This window comes from Lysinibacillus sp. NPDC097231 (assembly GCF_044761885.1).
GTDB lineage: Bacteria > Bacillota > Bacilli > Bacillales_A > Planococcaceae > Lysinibacillus.
Map to the genome: position 1 here is coordinate 22915 of NZ_JBIWDH010000023.1, position 14991 is coordinate 37905.

Below are 14991 nucleotides of genomic sequence, written 5' to 3' on the forward strand. Positions count from 1 at the left end.
TTGCTAAAGAGTATTATTTAGTGAATACGCCATTTGCTATATTTAAATTTGATTTATTCCGTTATAAATTTAATATATGCTCTATCATCAAAACTTAATTGACCTTCTTCTACACCTTTTGTTGATTTGTATTGCTTGTAACATAAGGGATCTTCTACTAAAATTCCCTTTAAATACTGTTCACTTTCTATTAACGTACTAAATAGCCTCGGGTAACCATCACTTGCTAAAATAACTTCTGCGCCATTCACAACGGCATATACATTTAAATAATTTCTATTAATTGGTTGTCCATTTAGTACACCGTATGAAAACTCACTATTTTTATTTTCTAAATATAATTGTCTCTGTATAAATACATTAATTGCTTCTCTACTTAATGTATTTATATAATTTTTCTCTACTTTTAAATTACTTTCTATATACGAATCAATAAAGAGGGCACGTATATTAGCAATATATTCATCTACTTTTTTCGTATGAGGATAATATTGTGCATTGATCATACACTGGCAATCACCATACGACCAAATTTCTTTATAATGCCCACTATAAATAATTAAAGATGCTCGTAAATACTCGTTAATTGAATCAGTAATGTTTCTTTTAACGAACTCATTCTTAAATAATTCGTTAATACTGTTAAATAAAGCTACATTCGAAATATCACTCGGTATATTTTTTAGCAAATTCATAATTAAATCTTTCGCATATACACCGCTTTTATGACCATTCCAGCGTAATTCCCCTTTAGACGTAACACCATCAATAACAGCGATAAAATCATTACTAATAAAAATACCATCTTCACACAAAGACTGGTCTACATGCTTTCCTACTAAACTTTTCTCCACAATATTCATTTCTTTTCACATTCCTCAAGGTAATTCATTAAAATAACAATGGCTGCTGAAGCACTTGGCATCGTTAAATATGATCTACCTTCAAAAATAATCATTTCTGGCGTTATATAGACTTCATTTAATCGGTTACGATCAATGAAAACTAGTTCATTACCATCCATTGCTAATTTAGTTTGCATATAAGCCTTGTCTGTTTTTTTCGTAGCATTTATAAACGTTTCATTTACTTCGTTTGAAGATTTAGTCGTCTTTACATAAAACAATAGCTGCGGCTTTCCACCTTCTACTAAATCTCTGTATATTGCAATAATGTTTTTTGATGAAAAATCAAAATCTTTACGTTCCAGCTTTAGTTCATCATGTATTTCTTTAATCATACTTTCAACTAAGCCATTCTCTGTAAACTCTTTGTCTTCATTAAGCGCGTACATTGTTTTTAATGATGCTCCAACACTATTCCCCAGTGTTCCTTTACCAATTGAAACATTATTACTGCGATTTACGAATACAATTTTACCGTCTGATGTTTCTACAAAGCCATTAAAACCTAAATGGTTCGAAAGCTTAGATTCTTTCAGTCGATTTACGTATGGTCCAAAATCATAAATTTCACGATTACTACTTTTTAATCCCCATTTATAATCCATTGCACGGTTCGTAACTAAAGAATCAAAATAAGTAGTTCTTGTGGTAACCAGCTTTAAACTATTTGTTGCTTTGTCATATTCATAATCATTTAAACGAATATTTAACTGGTTATATACATCTGAAAACTCATGTGCCTGCATAATGGTTTCATAATTTTCTTTTATGCGCTCAGGTAACTCGTATTGCTCTTGAGGCTTGTCTTCTATTACAAATTTAACATCATGTAAAATACGCTCTATAATTACAGGAAATTTTGCGGTGCCATCTTTATATTTTTTTAACGTTTTTCTATATAAAAAACGGTTAATTTCAACTGTATTATCATATTTTATTAAGTTTTTCTCGCAAGGGTACTGTTTAATTAAGTAATTATAGTCATCTGAAAGCTTATTAAAATCCTCAATTTTTTTACGAATAAATCTAGAAACCGATGTTTTTACCATATTAACGATAAATGCAACGATAACGGCTAAAAATACCGTTACATCGACTTTACTAAAAAAGTTTTGACCATTTAAATCTAATGAGAAATAGATAGCTACTAAAATTGCTCCCATGAACAACACTTCAATAACTGTTTCGGTGAAAATTTTATTAATGATTCTATAAAAAGATTTCCTTAACCTTACGAACATGTTAGTCATAACTCCTTTATAAATAGAGTTTAACTTGCATTATAATAAATAGTTTATATACGTATAATTTATTACTGCAAATTTTTATAGTTATAGCTTATCTAGCTACATAATAATTTACTCTATATATTATACTGCTTAAATCGTTTGCAAAATACAGTTTTTGTATATTGAATAACTATCCGCTTATAAAGTCTATAAATAGACTATAAAAAGAACATCAAGATTATTTAAATATAATGATCTTGATGTTCCTTTTATTAAACTCACTCACTTTCGAGAAAGTAGGCTTTTTGAACTGACCTTTACATCGGATAGGGTTCGTCTATTAAAGCACGTGATCAGATAACACATATCACTACTAGTGTGGCACCGCGATTTATTATAATCGCTCTAAATCCTGGTATTCTTTCATATAAGGACCATCCCCCGCAACATATGAATGATACAATGCCTTTACTGCAAAATTTTTCTCTAAACCCATTTCAGATTTTAGCTTTTTTAATTCATCATGCAACACTCGATGTTCATTGATAAGCTTTAGCATAATTGATTTATTATATTTCATTACATCCGTCCTTTTTGTTTATAACTTGAATAATTACAACTTTAAAATAGTTAAACACAGGGGAATTATGTGGAACTGCAAAATCCTCGGGGATCTGATGTGGTTCTAGTATTTCGTAATGTGTATCTATCTCTTTAAATATTTTATCAAAAAACGTTTTAAATATTCCTATGTCAAAGCTTGCGTTATTTGTTGAAGCTATAATTAAGAAATACGAATCAAATAGGTCACATTCGCTTCATGCGAATGTGCCTGTTTTTTAAAACAACCGCACTTACTTATGGTACGGTTCACCGCACTATCTCTAAATGCAGTTTTAATTCTTGATTTGAACTACCAATCAGTCCAAAAGCTTTGGATTTGGTCCATCAATCGGTCCAAAAACTTTGGATTCGGTCCATCAATCGGTCCAAAACTCTGGATTCGGTCCATCAATCGGTCCAAAAACTTTGGATTTGGTCCATCAATCGGTCCAAAAACTTGGATTCGGTCCATCAATCGGTCCAAAAACTTTGGATTCGGTCCATCAATCGGTCCAAAAACTTTGGATTCGGTCCACCAATTACTTTAAAATATATTTACTAGCTTTACCCTTCCCTATCAATTCTATTTGTCCTTGATTTCTTAATTTTTGTAAAACTCTTTTACTACTAGTTGATGAAAAACCACATAAAATTTCTACATCAGACCTTGTTATAAAATCATTTTTCTTTAGATAATCAACAATCATAGCTTCAGCCTGAATCTCATCAAAATCTTTATCTTTTATATATTCGATTTGATCATCAAATTCAGCATATACACGATGAGTAAACATATAGCTATTTCTTTTTTCTCTCTGGAGTATATTTTTCTTTTGACATAGATTATTCAACACTGTTGTTACTGATTGCTTATTAATTTGTGCAACTTCAGCAGCCTTTGACAGCGTAATGGTTTTATTTTCTTTTATATATTTTAAAATACAAATTTCCTGAACTGTAAATTCACCCAAATTTTCTTCTTCCTTAGTAATGAACTTTAGAAACTCAACGTCCTCTAAACTACTACGTAATATTAATTTTACAGCATTATTATATAAAGTATAATCTGGAGCAGACTTTCCTAAAGCTAGCATGTCCTTAAAAATAATATCTACACCTTGACCCGATCTCTGAACATACTTTAATTTCTGGAATATCTCAGCTATTAGTTTATTTCTTGGTGTAGATGGATGGCTAATAATATTATTACTATCTATACCTTCTGGGAAAGAGCCTGGGTTTTCCATAACAATTTCTGTCGGATAAAATTTAATAATAATTGAGGATGTATTTTCATAGTCTCTATGTGTCATAGCGTTCAATAGAGCTTCTTGAAAAACATTAATTGGATAATCTTGAACTTCTAATTTAAATAAACCCACTTGAATATTTTCAATACTATTTCTGTCCTCAAATACTTGCTGAATTCTATCTATTGCTCTAACCAATGGCACTTTTAAGTCTAATCTCTTGTAGTACTCTGTTTTCCCTTCTTTATAACTTAAGACTAATATTTCTGCTTGCGGTAAATACTTTATAATGGCAGCTTCTGTTCCTACAAATAAAACACCAGCTACAGTCAGTTTAATTTCATCTTCTATAATTTTTATTAATTCAAGATCCTTTAAAAAAGTCAAATCATCTAAATTATATAGTGTTGAGTCTTTGTCTCGTGATTGTAACTTGCGTTTTAAATTTTCGACTTCAACAAAATCTATATCTGCTTCACAAGAATGCTCGATAATTTTTGCTGAATAGTCTCCTTTAAAACCTTCTATTTTATTGGAACTATATTCTGATGGATAATACGGTTTCGTATTCTTCCCAAGTCTTCTATATGTAATACCATTTGAAGTAGAAATTATTTCTGAAGATTTTTCAACGCTAATACTTATTATTTCTTTGTCATCCAATTTATAAACTTCAATGTCTGTAAATAATTTCGGTATCATAAATAGCTTCTACAATCTTTTGAGTATCAAATTTTGTACATCCTGTAATCTCTCCATCATCTTCAACTCCAACTAATATGATACCTCCCTTTGTATTTGTAAGTCCTACAGCTTCCTTTACTAAAAGCTCAATCATCTCCTTGTAATTCGGTGTTTTTTTCCAACTTTTAAATTCAACAGTATTTGTTTCTCCTGCCTTAATAATTTGTCTAATATCCAATAACATCATCCCCTCATTGAAGAACTTTCTGTTATCTTTTATATTAGCAAATGCTGAAACATTTTCCCAAATCTATATACATAACAAAAAATAAAAACAGCCCACCTAATTTCTTAGTTGGACTGTCATCTCACAGCTATTTTCTGTTTTACTAACAATTAATTATCAATAAAACAGAAAACCGCACTTACTTATGATACGGTTCACCCTTCATAATTCTAAAACTTCGATAAATCTGCTCTACCAATACAAGCTTCATTAGCTGATGTGGTAATGTCATTTTGCCAAATGATTGCTGTTCATCGGCTCGCTGCAATACATCATCGTGTAAACCGAGGGAGCCACCGATGACGAAGGCGATTTTGCTTTTGCCGTAAGTCATAAGGGATTCGAGATCTGCCGCCATTTGTTCAGAGGTTTTCATTTTGCCGTTGATGGCTAGAGCGATAACATATGTATCCGGGCTGATTTTAGATAAAATACGGTCACCCTCTTTTTTCTTGACGATGTCCATTTCGGCATCGCTTAGCTGCTCGGGTGCTTTTTCGTCTGGCACCTCGATTAGGTCAATCTTTGCGTAGCCGCCGAGGCGTTTAACGTATTCTTCTATGCCCATTTTTAAGTACTTTTCTTTTAGTTTTCCGACTGATACAATCGTTATATTCACACGTTATCCACCTTTACAATTCATTTACAAACAAATTATCCACAAAACTTATCAACATATCCACATGTCATTTCTATATATTGTGTAAAGTTATTTACTTGATACAATATATTCCGCAGGCTGTTCACAGTAGCTACATTTTGTGGATAACTTTTCTTCCTCATCAACTCTATCCATAATTGGGAACTCTTTTTGCTCTGCTACAAACATGTCTAAAGCGTGGTCTATATGGTTTTCACAGCTGTATTTTTCCATTTTCTCATGTCTCCTTGTTTTCCGAAATTTCCACAAACTTATTCACAAATCGGTCTATGTTATCCACAATCTATTGTAACAAAGGACAAGCAAGTATGGAAGAAAAGGCTTTCTCTCGCTAATTGCTGTGTAAAGTTATTATTCACAATTTTCTAGTTATCCACAATATTTTCTAAAACGTTCTTAATAATCCCATCTGCTTTGCTTCCGAATATGCAAAAAAAATCGGTGGAGCTAATACGTTCCCCACCGATTTTTAATATTATAATGAATTACTATTTGTTAAAGTTAGTGATAGCTCCACTAATTTACCTTGGCGATATACTTTCATCGTTAATTGATCACCAATTTTTTTGTCGTTATACAAATGTTTGCGTAAATCGATTGATGTATCGATCTTTTTGCCATCTATTTCAACAATTACATCGAATTGTTGAACGCCTGCTTTTGAAGCTGGAGAGTTCGCCACAACGTCTGTAATAACAACACCTGTTGTTACGTTATCCGGTAATTTTAACATTTGTTGTTGGTAGAATGATGGAATATCCGTTAAGTCTTTTAATGAAACACCCATTGTTGGACGTTTCATTTCACCATTTGCCTCCAATTCCTCGATGATTGGAATTGCTGAGTTAATCGGAATTGAGAAGCCTAAACCCTCAACAGAGGATTCCGAAATTTTCATGGAGTTAATGCCGACCAATTCACCAGCAAGGTTAACAAGTGCACCACCACTATTACCAGGATTGATGGCTGCGTCTGTTTGTAATACTTCTTGCTGCCAATCTACTGAGCCATCATTGTTCAAATCAATTGGCACAGAACGATCCTTACCAGAAACAACACCTGTAGTAACAGAACCATAGAATTCTAAGCCTAGCGGGTTACCAATCGCGATTACCGTTTCACCTTGTTTTAATACATCTGAGTTACCAAATGTCGCTACTTTCTTAACATCTTTAGAGCTAATTGAAATGACTGCTAAGTCTGTCCAAATATCGTGACCAACTAATTGAGCTACTTCTTTCGATCCATCTGGCATTGTTACTTCTAACTGTTTTGCACCTTCAATAACATGGTTATTTGTCACGATAAAGGCTGTATCACCTTGAACTTTGTAAATAACACCTGAACCGCTTCCAGCAGGCTCGTCTGATGTGGATTGTGGACTCCATAATCCGCCACTTGACACTTCTTGAATATTTGTGATCCCTACAACAGCATCTGAAGCCTTCTCTACTGCTGCCGTAACATCAGTTGTCACTTCTGTTGCAACTTGATTAATGGTAGTTGTTTCATTATTTTTAGCTGTGCTGCTTGCAGTTGTACCTGGCATTTGATTGACAAGTCCAGGCATCATGAGCCAAACGAGTAAAGCGCCTATGATAACACCGATAAAACCGGTAAATAAATAACCACCTTTACCTCCACCGCCGCCTTTCTTTTTAAGACGCTTCTCTTGTACTTCCCGCTCTTCTTGTTCGAGGCGCTCCTGAAGAGGTGATTTCTGTATTTCATCATTTTTTAGGAAATCATTGTTTTTATCATCATCTTGAAAATAGCTCATACTCCTCATCCTTTCATCTAGTACTATTTAGTTGTTACCCTAATATTACGATTCAAACATTAAAATTAGATGAAAAATAAATAAAATAGGCATAAAAATGGCTGTCCAAAGCATTTTCTATAAAATGCTATCGGACAGCCTCATAAAAATCTATTTTTTAATTGTATAAAGTTGCAATGACAAACTCATGCTACTTAATCAATTATGCCTTGGCGTAATTGCGTCCGGAATCGTCTTTGTGTTTGCACAAAGAACTCCTTTCCGATTCCGTGACATCCGCCAGGGGCTTTAACTTCTTTCAGCAGGTGTTTGGACATCCTCTGAAAAGTAGCTTAAATCCGCATTCATCTCCACCACCTATAGAGGTGGGAGACTTCTGATGAAAGAAGTTAAACTGTTACTAATTTCGTCGGTTCTTCTGCATCTGTATCAAATAAATTTATATACTCACCTACAATAATGCCACAGGATTGCAAAGTTTGTGTGACACTCATGCGCGCAAGCTCTTTCATGTTATTATCCTTACTTAAATGCGATAAATAAATATTCGTTTGTTTTTCAAATACTACCTCGCTCATCGCTATGGCCGCATCCTCATTTGAAACGTGTCCTACATCACTTAAAATACGGCGTTTAATAGACCATGGGTAACGCCCCATTTGCAGCATATTTACATCGTGGTTACTTTCAAATACAAAGGAATCAGCTCCTCGAATAATGCCCTTCATACGATCGCTGACATAGCCTGTATCCGTAATAATTACAAGCTTACGTCCATTTTCATGAAAAGTATAAAACATTGGATCTGCTGCATCGTGCGATACGGCAAAGGATTCAACCGCTACTGAGCCGAAATGCTTTACTGTATCCATTTCAAATTCAAAACGTTGCTCTATTGGAATTTCACCCACAAGCCCGTCCATCGCCTGCCATGTCTTGGCGTTTGCATAAATTGGCACATTGTATTTACGTGCCAATACACCTATTCCTTTAATATGATCACTATGCTCATGTGTAACGAAAATGCCACTTAGCTGTTTCATATTGCGGTCAATTTTTGTAAATAGCTGCTCCATTTTTTTACCACTCAAACCAGCATCGACAATAAAAGCATGATCATCGTTCTCTACATAAATCGAATTGCCTGTACTGCCACTTGCTAAAACACTAAATCGCATCATTCAACTCCCCAGTCTTCTTCTTCGCCCTCTTGCTTGTCTCCTTGGATTTCAATTACATTCCCTTCACTAGCATTGACAAAATATTCTTCTGTTTCTCCATCTATTTTCACTTGTACTTCCCATGTTGGCACTAACAGTTGGGTTTGTGTTAAATGACTAAATGTTGAGTAACCTAACTTCATTTGCGTAATACGAGATTCTGGCTTTAATAGCCCTTTTCCATACAATGTTTGGATAATTTGAAGTGGTGGTATGACAGTCTCCTGTTCCTCCACTTCTTGGATATTATCAAGCAATGTTTGTTCATACATTGTAACTTCGTTGTCTGTATTCCATTGTACTTTTAATAATGCACTCTCATTGTAATAAAACATTCGATTGCTCTTTTTTTGGAAGAAGATCGCGACTCGTTCCTCTCGATCCACCTTCCATAATGCATAGGAATCTCCTTCTTTAACATTATTATGGATAAACTCTGTAAAGCTTGTATCATCATTAATATTTCGCAATTTTACAGGGTTTACAAAAACAACACGTGCAGGTATCCCATCAATGAACTGCTGATTCCTATCGGTAAAATCGGCTTGAGTAAATTTATGCACTTTACCTGAAATATAAGAAGCAGATTCATTACCATTTGGTAGTGCTCCATACGTAATATTATCTTCTTTCAAACGGGCTTCTATTGTTTTTTCACCCGGTATCTCTATACTCTGCGCTTCATTATAGCGATTTAGATACAACCAATACAAGAAGATATTTAAGATTAAAAAAACGAATATGAAGATAGATTTTGTTCTATTCCAATCCATTTTTGACACCTCCTAATAGTTCAGGTGTCACTCTCGTCGATATACCGTTATGAATAACAAACCAGCATGGCTCTAATGTCATTATTCGCCTACTTTGATCTTGCGTTAAATAGTATCCCACAACGATTTCATCTATATCCGATAATGCAATGTTATTAAGCTTTTGAATCTTTTCCACGATTTCCGATCCCGATAGCAGTTCTTTAATTTCCTTTTCGGACTCAATGGGTATATTTAAAGAAAAGTATGGACGTTTGTAGCGAAAAATACGACTATTTCCCCAAACTGTTGTAATTCGACTTATAGCCTGGTCACTATAAACAGGTAATCCTTGTAAATACAGCTGATAATCTAATTGGTTTTTAGTTGTACTTGTTGATACGTAACGATAATCTGCTGTAAAGCCCCCATGTTCATTGATAAATTCAAAACTATCATTCAAAAGCTTAGAAGGCTCTATTCTTACACTGCTTTCTGCGGCTGGATATACATAGTTCAATGATTTCAATTTCGAATCCATTGTCATCCATGACATACCATCGGAAAATTTCTCTAAGTTCTCACTTTCAACAGTGCGCTGAACAATGTTTGGGTTTGTAAATAAAATATTTTTAAACCAATCAGGTGGCATATCTTCAATAATATAAGTATATTTTGCTGATTCAATTTTATCGTTGGCAGTGTACAATGAGGTAAAACCATCGCGCTCTATTTCTTTAAAAGTGCTGTATGTTTTTGCTGGCTCAATAACCTCTCGTACAAATTGATTAGCATTTTGTAGACTTACATGTGAACGCATCAATGATTCATTATTGCTACTAATGAAAAATACCTGTAATTCTTTGTTACTATAATTACTCCAATCTATAATCATACGATTGAAGGTTGTTTCCGGAAGCTCCTTATCGGCAAACTGAAAAATTGAACTAAAGGCCGAAAAAGGAATCTCGCCAGTAAAAAAGACAGTCATACGATTATTATCACGAATCATCTCGTTTACAGAGTTGGTCGAAAGGTTATTGTTAACGCGCACTAAATCTAGGATATTCCAGCCTTCAAAGGCTTTCATAATATCGACCATTGCACCATTAGATACAGTTCCAGTAAATTCCTCATCAAAACGGTAAATAGCTTTATAAGGCCGAATTACATCCGCCATTTGTTTTTGTGTTCCAATTAGGATTTCTTTTCCTTCAGTTTTTTCAATATATTTATAATCTGGTGTATATGTCCAAATCATAAAGGTTAAAACCACACTAAGCATAACGAGTAGGAATAATACAACTGATTTAACTGGTTCTAGATATTTCATTCCCACTCACCTGCCTCGTCAAAATCATCATCATACGGTAACAAGAAGAAAATTGTTGTCCCATGCCCTTCTTCACTTTCGGCCCAGATTTTACCACCGTGAGCTTCAATCATTTCCCTGGCAATAGCTAGTCCTAAGCCTGTGCCCCCCATAGAACGAGCTCTAGCACGATCAACACGATAGAAACGATCAAAAATTCGTCCCACATTTTCTTTAGGAATTCCCATACCATCATCAGAAATCATGACCTTCAGCATATCCCCTTGCACTGTAAAGCCAAAACGAACATTACCTCCATCTGGTGAATACTTAATAGCATTTGAAATGATATTATCGATAACCTGTGTCACTTTATCAGTATCAATTTCTACATAATAAGATGCCTCAGGGAATAAACGTTCAAACATCACTTTGTCTGACTTAGACATTTCAAAGCGGTCAATAATTCGGTTAAAGAACGAATTGAATAGAACAATGTCTTTATTCAGCTCATAATCCGCACTATCCATTCGTGATAACTGCAATAAGTCATTCACTAAGCGGATCATACGCTCTGTCTCTGTTTGTGTGACATTCAAAAATGTTGGAGCAATGTTTTCATCTTTCCATGCACCATCTGCTAACGCCTCTAAATAGCTACGCATCGTTGTTAATGGTGTCCGTAGTTCATGAGACACATTTGATACGAATTCTCGACGATCCATCTCTATCTTTTCTTGCTCCGTAATATCATGCAGTACAGTAATGAGACCGTTAATAAAGCCAGTTTCTTTTTGAATAACTGAGAAATTGGCACGTAAAATATACGGTGCGTCTGCAGTACTGAAATTCAAATTCACCGCATCGTTCATGTGAATCAAATCCTCAAAACTATACTCTTGATCAATGCCTAAAACTGACGCAATCGGACGACCTAGTGTAATATCTCTTGAAATATGCAGCAGTTCTAATGCGGGATCATTAATAAGAATGATACGCCCTTTTCGATCTGTTGCAATAACACCATCTGTCATATTACTAAGGACAGAATCAAGCTTTCGCCGTTCTGCATCTGTAGTAGATTGTGCCTCCTGCAAGCGATTCGTCAAATGATTAAAGGTTATAGCAAGCTGTCCTATCTCATCTGTACCATAAACTCGCACTTTTCTTGAATAGTTTCCTTTGGCCATTGCCTGTGCCTGCTTACGCATATCTGCAATTGGCTGTGTAATTGTTCGTGCCACCAAAATTCCTAAAAAAATAGTAATCACTAAGGACACTGCGGTACCACCGAGGAAAATACGGTTAATGTCATTCACTTGTTCGAAAACAGATTCAATATTAGCTTCTATATAGAGTACCCCTATTATTTCATCATCAGGGCCTGCACCATTTCGAATTGGGGAAGCTAACACCCATACTCGATTTCTTGTTTTATTATCTAGCTTGATGATATCAAATAATGTTTCTGCAGAAATTGCTCGACGTACGAGATCATTATTCGAGCGCTGTCCAATCAAATTTTGGTTGTCTATCTCAGATGTTGCACGAATACGCTGTCTATCATCAATAACGCGAATTTCTAGAATATCGCCATTAGAAACATCCTTTAAACCTGCGGAAAACTCCATTACAATTTCTTTCAGGCTTTCTTCAAGAGATGGCATACTTTCATCGCGTTCCTTTAAGATTTCTTCACGAATACTATATTGCATCAAATCGACACGCTGAAAAATTGAATCTTGGAAATTGCTTTTTAAATTTTGCTCTAATTCACGTGCAAAATAGATACCTATTATTTGCAAAGCAAGCATGATTAATAAAATATAAATCAGTACCAGCTTGACATGAATCGATTTAAAGAAGCTTACTTTTTGCATCCCTTTTACTCCTGTTCAGGATTTCGTAAATAATAACCTACACCACGGCGTGTTACAATCCAAGCTGGGTGACTAGGGTTGTCCTCTATTTTTTCACGTAAACGACGAATCGTTACATCTACTGTCCGTACATCACCGAAATAATCATAGCCCCATACAGTTTGCAATAGATGCTCACGCGTCATTACTTGACCAATATGTTTACCTAAATAATGTAATAGCTCAAATTCACGATGTGTAAGTTCAATTGCCTCATCACGCTTTAATACTAGATACGCATCGGGCTGAATAACAAGAGAACCTACTACAATTTCGTTGGATTCTTCTTCAGCCTCTTCGGTAGCAGAGGCTACCACTTGTAAACGACGCATATTTGCCTTTACACGCGCAATCAGCTCACGTGTACTAAAAGGCTTTGTCACATAATCGTCTGCACCCATTTCTAACCCCAATACTTTATCAATCTCAGAGCCTTTTGCAGTTAACATAATGATAGGGAAATCATATTTTTTACGCACTTCTCTACAAACTTCCATACCATCACGTTTTGGTAACATTATATCTAAAAGCATTAAGTCTGGTTGCTCTTCCTCAACCTTTTCAAGTGCTTCATCTCCATCATAAGCACAAATAACTTTGTAGCCTTCTTTAATTAAATTAAACTGTAAAATATCTGCGATTGGTTTTTCATCGTCAACAACTAAAATCGTTTTGTTCATACATTTTCTCCCTTTCGCTATTTATCTATTCTTAAACATTGTGTATTTGTAAAGTCACTACTCTTAACTCTATCATGCTTTTAGCTTCTATGCATTAATCTAAATTCAAAGACAATTCAACGATATTATTTCGAACTATATTTCGACAAATATTTCTCGGGAAATAATAGATAAGAAGTATACAAAAAGACAGCCCAATAGGTGGACTGCCTTCTATTTAATCTGATTAACGGCCTACATATGATAATGGATTCTCTAACGCACCATTTTTCTCAACTTCAAAGTGTAGATGTGTACCTGTTGAATTTCCGGTAGAGCCCATAATACCAATAACAGAACCTTTTTCTACTACATTTCCAACTTCAACGTTAATTGAAGATAAATGCCCGTAAAGTGTTGTATAACCATTATTATGATCAATTACGATACGATTACCATAGCTACCCGAGGAGCCAGCTGCAACAACTACACCATTATCTGAAGCTAAAATATTATAGTTACTAGGACGGGCAATATCAATACCTCGATGGAACTCTCCCCAACGTTGACCCATTCCACTTGAAATATAACCGCCTACTGCTGGCCAAGCAAATTCACCAGTACCACGAGAAGAAATCACCTTCGTACCAACCACTTCAATCTGATCAACTGGTTGTGTTAAGATTTCTTCTTCTGACGCTATTTTCGATGTGCGAGTTCCATTTTCAGTTGTTAATAGATAAGTTGTTTCTTTTTTTCCATCAACGCCTTGTTGTTTAATAACTTTCTCACCTTTATACATCGTCGGATCTTCTTTAACTATGTTCTTGAACGAAATTGTATCTTTAACTTTCTTTTCCTGTTTTAGCTCAAGTGTTACAAATGGCTTGGCAACTGTTACATTTAATGCTTGTCCTATTTGTAAAACTGTATCAGCCGTGATATCAGGATTTAATGCCAGTAGCTCTGCTGTCGTTAAGTCGTGCTTTTGGGCAACCGAGCCAAGTACATCTCCTGATTGAATTTTATATGTTTCTTGCTCAAGAGAACCTGTCATTAAGTATTTCACTGCTTCCTCAGGTGATACAATAGCATCCGGCGCTACTTTTTGTGTAACACCTGTAACCCCTTCTTTAAAAGCAACCTCTAAAAGGCGCGTTTCACCAGATTGTAACGGTGGTATATTAGTAGACTGCTGATTAGCATATAAACTATTTAACTCCTGCTGTGAAACATATTGTAGCTTTAGCATACGAATAGTATCTTCATAGGATTTTGCATCTTTTAAATTGACAACAGGCTTGTTATCTACAAATAATGTAAAAGCTGGAGCTTGAGCCACCAAAGATTGCTCAAATTTCTCCAAAGTTTCTGCATCTTTTGTTTCATTACTAAACACTTGCTCTGGGATGATTTTAACACCTGAGCTAGCATCAATAGACAATTCTTTGTATTGTTGACTCATTTCTTTTTCTTTTGATGCGATGATTTCTTGAATGCCTTTTTCATTAGATACTGCACCAATATATTTATTTCCCACATAAACGTGAAAAATTTTATTTAAATCTTCTTTATGATTTGCTTTTGCAAAACCTACATTAATCGTTAAACCTGTCATTAGAACAGCAATAATGGATACCTTTTTAAATGAAGAAAAATTGTAAGTGAATCTATTGTTTTCTTCTTTTTTATTCCAAAACGAACTCATCAATAAAGCCCCTTCCAACTTCA

At 34.7% G+C, this 14991-nt stretch carries 15 protein-coding genes; all 15 read right to left on the reverse strand.

From position 1 onward, the window contains the following. Positions 1–53: 53 nt before the first annotated feature. Positions 54–854, reverse strand: a complete 801-nt coding sequence (locus tag ACIQXF_RS14430; protein WP_402783849.1) for a hypothetical protein — start codon at positions 852–854, stop codon at positions 54–56. Positions 855–859: 5 nt separating this feature from the next. Beyond that, the gene (locus ACIQXF_RS14435) at positions 860–2146 is read right to left on the reverse strand and encodes a hypothetical protein (protein WP_402783851.1); all 1287 of its coding nucleotides are present in this window, start codon (positions 2144–2146) and stop codon (positions 860–862) included. 382 nt (positions 2147–2528) lie between these two features. Then, on the reverse strand, positions 2529–2714 hold the full coding sequence (locus tag ACIQXF_RS14440; RefSeq protein ID WP_402783853.1) for a hypothetical protein: 186 nt from the start codon (positions 2712–2714) through the stop codon (positions 2529–2531). 333 nt (positions 2715–3047) lie between these two features. After that, entirely contained in the window at positions 3048–3209 is a 162-nt protein-coding gene (locus ACIQXF_RS14445; protein ID WP_402783854.1) for a hypothetical protein, read from the reverse strand. Between the two features lie 67 nt (positions 3210–3276). Continuing rightward, positions 3277–4689 carry an ATP-binding protein gene (locus tag ACIQXF_RS14450; RefSeq protein ID WP_402783856.1) on the reverse strand — a complete coding sequence of 471 codons (1413 nt, stop codon included), beginning with the start codon at positions 4687–4689 and terminating at the stop codon, positions 3277–3279. Beyond that, positions 4661–4909 carry an AlbA family DNA-binding domain-containing protein gene (locus tag ACIQXF_RS14455; protein ID WP_402783858.1) on the reverse strand — a complete coding sequence of 83 codons (249 nt, stop codon included), beginning with the start codon at positions 4907–4909 and terminating at the stop codon, positions 4661–4663. The genes ACIQXF_RS14450 and ACIQXF_RS14455 overlap by 29 nt, the downstream gene beginning before the upstream one ends. 187 nt (positions 4910–5096) lie before the next feature. Further along, the gene (gene rlmH / locus ACIQXF_RS14460; RefSeq protein WP_402783860.1) at positions 5097–5576 is read right to left on the reverse strand and encodes a 23S rRNA (pseudouridine(1915)-N(3))-methyltransferase RlmH; all 480 of its coding nucleotides are present in this window, start codon (positions 5574–5576) and stop codon (positions 5097–5099) included. A 90-nt stretch (positions 5577–5666) separates the two neighbouring features. Next, entirely contained in the window at positions 5667–5831 is a 165-nt protein-coding gene (locus ACIQXF_RS14465; protein WP_402783862.1) for a CxxH/CxxC protein, read from the reverse strand. Between the two features lie 262 nt (positions 5832–6093). Further along, a complete protein-coding gene (locus tag ACIQXF_RS14470) occupies positions 6094–7398 on the reverse strand; it encodes a S1C family serine protease (protein ID WP_402783864.1) in 1305 nt (434 codons plus the stop codon). A gap of 389 nt (positions 7399–7787) precedes the next feature. Continuing rightward, positions 7788–8576, reverse strand: a complete 789-nt coding sequence (locus ACIQXF_RS14475; RefSeq protein WP_402783937.1) for an MBL fold metallo-hydrolase — start codon at positions 8574–8576, stop codon at positions 7788–7790. Beyond that, positions 8576–9391, reverse strand: a complete 816-nt coding sequence (locus ACIQXF_RS14480; protein ID WP_402783866.1) for a two-component system regulatory protein YycI — start codon at positions 9389–9391, stop codon at positions 8576–8578. Before ACIQXF_RS14480 ends, ACIQXF_RS14475 begins: the two co-directional genes overlap by 1 nt. Next, positions 9378–10703, reverse strand: a complete 1326-nt coding sequence (locus ACIQXF_RS14485; protein WP_402783868.1) for a YycH family regulatory protein — start codon at positions 10701–10703, stop codon at positions 9378–9380. The genes ACIQXF_RS14480 and ACIQXF_RS14485 overlap by 14 nt, the downstream gene beginning before the upstream one ends. Next, on the reverse strand, positions 10700–12562 hold the full coding sequence (gene walK / locus ACIQXF_RS14490) for a cell wall metabolism sensor histidine kinase WalK (RefSeq protein ID WP_402783870.1): 1863 nt from the start codon (positions 12560–12562) through the stop codon (positions 10700–10702). Before walK ends, ACIQXF_RS14485 begins: the two co-directional genes overlap by 4 nt. 5 nt (positions 12563–12567) lie before the next feature. Next, positions 12568–13281, reverse strand: coding sequence for a response regulator YycF (gene yycF / locus ACIQXF_RS14495; RefSeq protein WP_402783872.1), 714 nt, complete (start codon positions 13279–13281; stop codon positions 12568–12570). Between the two features lie 226 nt (positions 13282–13507). Beyond that, positions 13508–14968 (reverse strand): peptidoglycan DD-metalloendopeptidase family protein, encoded by a 1461-nt coding sequence (locus tag ACIQXF_RS14500; protein ID WP_402783874.1) that lies wholly within the window; start codon positions 14966–14968, stop codon positions 13508–13510. Between the last annotated feature and the right edge of the window lie 23 nt (positions 14969–14991).

What these genes read in the sequence shown, in the direction of transcription:
- yycF (WP_402783872.1), bottom strand. Translation starts at nt 13,281, where the DNA reads ATGAACAAAACGATTTTAGTTGTTGACGATGAAAAACCAATCGCAGAT.
- ACIQXF_RS14435 (WP_402783851.1), bottom strand. Translation starts at nt 2,146, where the DNA reads ATGTTCGTAAGGTTAAGGAAATCTTTTTATAGAATCATTAATAAAATT.
- ACIQXF_RS14465 (WP_402783862.1), bottom strand. Translation starts at nt 5,831, where the DNA reads ATGGAAAAATACAGCTGTGAAAACCATATAGACCACGCTTTAGACATG.
- ACIQXF_RS14475 (WP_402783937.1), bottom strand. Translation starts at nt 8,576, where the DNA reads ATGCGATTTAGTGTTTTAGCAAGTGGCAGTACAGGCAATTCGATTTAT.
- ACIQXF_RS14445 (WP_402783854.1), bottom strand. Translation starts at nt 3,209, where the DNA reads ATGGACCGAATCCAAGTTTTTGGACCGATTGATGGACCAAATCCAAAG.
- walK (WP_402783870.1), bottom strand. Translation starts at nt 12,562, where the DNA reads ATGCAAAAAGTAAGCTTCTTTAAATCGATTCATGTCAAGCTGGTACTG.
- ACIQXF_RS14485 (WP_402783868.1), bottom strand. Translation starts at nt 10,703, where the DNA reads ATGAAATATCTAGAACCAGTTAAATCAGTTGTATTATTCCTACTCGTT.
- ACIQXF_RS14480 (WP_402783866.1), bottom strand. Translation starts at nt 9,391, where the DNA reads ATGGATTGGAATAGAACAAAATCTATCTTCATATTCGTTTTTTTAATC.
- ACIQXF_RS14450 (WP_402783856.1), bottom strand. Translation starts at nt 4,689, where the DNA reads ATGATACCGAAATTATTTACAGACATTGAAGTTTATAAATTGGATGAC.
- ACIQXF_RS14440 (WP_402783853.1), bottom strand. Translation starts at nt 2,714, where the DNA reads ATGAAATATAATAAATCAATTATGCTAAAGCTTATCAATGAACATCGA.
- ACIQXF_RS14500 (WP_402783874.1), bottom strand. Translation starts at nt 14,968, where the DNA reads ATGAGTTCGTTTTGGAATAAAAAAGAAGAAAACAATAGATTCACTTAC.
- ACIQXF_RS14470 (WP_402783864.1), bottom strand. Translation starts at nt 7,398, where the DNA reads ATGAGCTATTTTCAAGATGATGATAAAAACAATGATTTCCTAAAAAAT.